We start from the raw sequence: 4,285 nt of genomic DNA, 5'->3' as shown, positions 1-4,285 counted from the left end.
ACTGCATTATGAAATCTTTCTTTGTGATTCTGAAATCGGAAATGTTTTACGGTTATGAGAAGTCGTTTCAGTCGCTTAAGCAATTGGAACAAGCTATTGTAGACTATATTGATTACTACAACAATAAACGAATTAAGGTAAAACTAAAAGGACTTAGTCCTGTGCAGTACAGAACTAAATCCTTTGGATAAATTAATTGTCTAACTTTTGGGGGTCAGTACATATTGAACGGGAAAGTTATGCACTTAATTTGACAATTCAAGATGTAAAAATATATACTAATATTTGACAAGTTGTCCTAAAAATGTTGTTATGTTATGGATTGATCGAATCTAACTAAAGGATCCTATTCAATTACTAGAACTATCACATACTCAAGGTCAGCTCACAGATGAGCAACTATTTTGGTTACAATATCTACTAAATTTAAGTCAAACAAATAATTTAGTCAAAATTAAAAAAATAGAGGAACATAAATATGATTACAAAACAGAATGTAACAGTGTTCTACGATTTTTACTAGATAAAACTGTAAATTCTGAAGGAAGGATCACTTCTTCAACAGAATTTGGAAATTTCGTAAGTAATTTATCATTCCAACACGGAATAGCTGGACTACTGTTTCCTCTAAATAAATTGTACCACCCAGAACTGGATTCTAAAATACTCTCTATCATCAAGAAGGCAGTGACAATTAGAACGACACACACATATGAATATCAATACTCACTGCTATTTGGTGATGCAGGTTATCTATGGTTACTCCTACATTTATTTTCTATCAGTAAAAATCAATACTATCTACAATTAGCAAACGTCACCGCTAAGAAATTAATAGAGAATTATGATACTCTAGAGGAAATAGACTTTGCATTGGGAAAATCTGGTGTCCTATTATCATTAATAAAATACTATCAATTTACCAATGACAATACTCTTAAAATTTTCATCCACAATAGTATAGGGGAAATTTAGCATTATTTCCTACAAAGAGATATAGCCAAAGAAAGCATTTTAGACTATAGCTTTGCTCATGGATATTGTGGAATTGCATAGGCTTTATTTGCCTATTCTAAAGTCTTAGAACCTTCTATGTTCTATAATGATCTCCATACATTCCATACTGAATTAAAAAAATTATTAGAAAAAGTTACTTCTAATACTGAAAATTTAGGAAATTTATAACTTTCTTGGTGCGAAGGAATTTCCGGAATAATCTTATATCTTTGTATGTACGATTGTGACGGAAACAAAGATATTATTAGTAAATATCAAGAATTTGTTTTTGACCATCATCTAAAAATGATGACAGGATATTGCCACGGAATAACTAGCTTACTACAAACCACTGTCTACAATCAAAACAAATTACTGATGAAAAAAATCCAACAGGTAATTTTAGCATGTTCTGAACGAGATGATCACGGTTTACTGATGTTTCAAGGAGATAGTGGTAAAGCAGATTTGTTTGACTTCGGAATAGGAAGCATGGGGTATATTGGTGTCTATTAAATAATAAATTCCCATTCGATGTGCAGACATAAGGAGAAATGTATGAAATTATTTTGGACAAACAACATATATAGACAGTTGCTGCTAAACAGCTGTTTTTCATCATTCGGCGACAGTATTTTCTACCTCGCCATTATCAATTATGTGGCTCAGTACAATTTCGCTCCGCTAGCGATTTTACTGATTTCCATTTCAGAGGTGGTTCCCCTACTATCGCAACTCTTTCTCGGAATTCTAGGAGATTTTCAAGAAAATAGAGTCAAACACGCACTCTGGATTGCCAAAATCAAAATCCTGCTCTACGCTATTTTGACAGTATTTCTCGTCTTGTCGCCCTTTTCATTAGTTTCAGTCATTATGATTGTCATCATCAACCTTATCTCTGACACCTTGAGCTACCTGTCTGCCTACATGATGAACGCCCTCTACATCAGTGTAATTAAGGACGACCTGCATGATGCCATGGGGTTCAGGCAGTCTCTGATGAGGGTTGTCCGCATTGTCGCCAATCTAGCTGGTGCATTCCTTATCAATGTTATGAGTATTCAAACTATTTCCCTTATCAACACTCTGACTTTTGTCATTGCCTTTTGGGGCCTGTATGTTATTCGACATACCTTGTATGAGGTTGAAAAAAGGATTGAAATGTCACATACAGCACTGAGTTTTAAGAAATATTTTCAACATCTTAAACAGTCGCTGGCTGTGCTCCTGAGGTTAAAAGATACCGTCATACTACTGTTTCTGACGACCAGTATGATTGCCATCTTGGATGTGTCTCCTCGGTTGATTGCCCTCCGCTTCATCCAACAGACACTAGCACAACTGAGCATTGGGCAACTCCTCGCCCTGCTCTCCATCATCATTTCTTGTGGAGCTATCCTTGGCAATATGACCAGCAGTAATCTATTTAAAAATATCCGTTTCACGCACCTCTTGGTTTTCTGTGAGATTTCCCTATTGGCTCTAATAACTAGTATCCTTTGTCAAGCCTATATCGTAATTTTCATGACCAGTTTCATCAGTTCTACGATTATCGGCATTCTCAGCCCTCGCCTACAAGCAGCTGTCTTTGCCTATATCCCCAGTGACAAGATGGGGACGGTGGGCTCTGCTCTGAGCACAGTGGACATTCTCGCCCCGTCCCTGCTCTCCCTATTAGCCCTATCCATAGCATCGAGCGTTTCGGTGCAGTTAGCATTGATATTTTTGTATCTTATTTTGATTGCTCTTATCTTTTGTCAATGGTTAGTCAAGTTCAACACTCATAACTAACGAAAAAGCATGTGTAGATTTCACATGCTTTTAATCTCCCCAATCGTCAGGTCAAGTACAACAAAGTCACTTCTTTGATTAAGCGAGTGTTCTAATATAATTATAAGCTCCCTGTCATTACCGAACCCATTCGCCATTATAATTGACAGAATAGCCATCTACGGTCGTATTCACTGCCAAAGCACCTGAGCTATAAGCATAGTACCATTTGCCATTAACCTGGAACCAACCTGTCTTCATATCTCCATTACCTGCATTTAGGTAGTACCAAGTTGAACCATCTTGATACCAACCAGTTGTCATAGCTCCCGATGAACGGAGATAGTACCACTTGTTACCAAGGTATTGCCAGCCCGTTTTCATATCACCATTTTCAGCATCTAAATAGTACCAAGTTGAGCCTTCCTGATACCAACCAGTTGCCATAGCTCCTGATGAACGAAGGTAGTACCAGTTATTACCTAGATATTGCCATCCTATTTGCATGATGCCAGTTGCTGGATCTAGGTAGTACCATGGAGCCGCTTTAAGCTTCTCTTCATCATAGGTTAGAGGATAATCCTTGATCCAACCACGTGCTATCTCCCCAACAGGCAATCTGTTGATGCGAGAATCAAAGCCTCCATCCTTCTGCAAATAATACCAGTCCCCATTATCATAAACCCAACCAGTTTTTAAAGTATGATAACTACGCTGATCTTCAAAATAATAGACTCGTTTCTCTGCTGGGCTATCATATTGTTCCCCATGATGTTTGTTGGTATTTGTAGCAGTTTTTGCTTCTAACACTTGCTTGCCAACAAATTCTTGTAGTACCCCATCTTGACCAAAGTAAAACCAATCTGGTCTAAAAGCAATATCTTTCCTTAGAGAAGAACCAATCGTAACCCCTTCGTATGGAGCAGGTATATATTGCCAGCCGACAACCATCTCTCCAGATAAAGAATCAAAATAATAGTACTTACCATCAATCACTCGCCAGTCCGTTTCTTTGAGGTCCCCCTTCTTGTAGTAGGTTCTTCCGTTTTCTTGGACAAAATGCCATCCTTCAGAATCATCTGCAAATACTACATTTGTAGCTAGAAAACCAAAGAATATTGCTGCTAATCCAACTTGCATCATTTTTTTCAAAAGTTTCATGTATATACCCTCCAATATTAAATCCACTCACCAGATGAAGCAAAGTTATAAACTTTACCATCAATCGTCTGACTACCTGTAACCATAGCACCACTTGAATTGAGATAATACCATTCACCTGATACTTTTATCCAACCTGTTTTCATATCTCCATTAGTAGGATCTAAATAGTACCATGTTGAACCATCTTTATACCAACCAGTCTTCATATCACCATTGGTCTTATCTAAATAATACCATCTTCCTCGTACATATTTCCAACCTGTGGACATTGAACCAGAGGTTTCAAGATAATACCATTTGCCATTTATACTTTGCCAACCTGTTTGTTTCGTACTGTTCTTATAATAATACCAAG

The 4,285-nt window shown here is 37.2% G+C and carries 4 protein-coding genes and 2 pseudogenes; 4 read left to right on the top strand and 2 right to left on the bottom strand.

The genetic code is table 11. The features are described 5' to 3' along the window. From HT729_RS11115 to HT729_RS11100, 4 genes and pseudogenes are all read left to right on the top strand, one after another. The coding region (locus HT729_RS11115; protein ID WP_172932022.1) for an integrase core domain-containing protein at positions 1-191 on the top strand (191 nt) is incomplete at its 5' end. 445 nt (positions 192-636) lie between these two features. Next, a pseudogene (locus HT729_RS11110) lies at positions 637-1,025 on the top strand (lanthionine synthetase LanC family protein). Between the two features lie 205 nt (positions 1,026-1,230). Beyond that, the gene (locus HT729_RS11105) at positions 1,231-1,512 is read left to right on the top strand and encodes a hypothetical protein (protein ID WP_031222508.1); all 282 of its coding nucleotides are present in this window, start codon (positions 1,231-1,233) and stop codon (positions 1,510-1,512) included. A 42-nt stretch (positions 1,513-1,554) separates the two neighbouring features. Further along, entirely contained in the window at positions 1,555-2,787 is a 1,233-nt protein-coding gene (locus tag HT729_RS11100; RefSeq protein WP_000765700.1) for an MFS transporter, read from the top strand. Between the two features lie 117 nt (positions 2,788-2,904). Here the strand turns inward: HT729_RS11100 and cbpF are convergent, their stop codons facing one another. Then, entirely contained in the window at positions 2,905-3,927 is a 1,023-nt protein-coding gene (cbpF, locus tag HT729_RS11095) for a choline-binding protein CbpF (protein ID WP_000771087.1), read from the bottom strand. A gap of 17 nt (positions 3,928-3,944) precedes the next feature. Further along, positions 3,945-4,285 (bottom strand): annotated as a pseudogene (locus HT729_RS11090) (N-acetylmuramoyl-L-alanine amidase family protein); the annotation flags it as partial.

The organism is Streptococcus sp. 79 (assembly GCF_013277425.1).
Taxonomy (GTDB): domain Bacteria; phylum Bacillota; class Bacilli; order Lactobacillales; family Streptococcaceae; genus Streptococcus; species Streptococcus pseudopneumoniae.
Note: the sequence above shows the minus strand (reverse complement) of the source record. Positions and strands in the feature narration are given on the sequence as shown.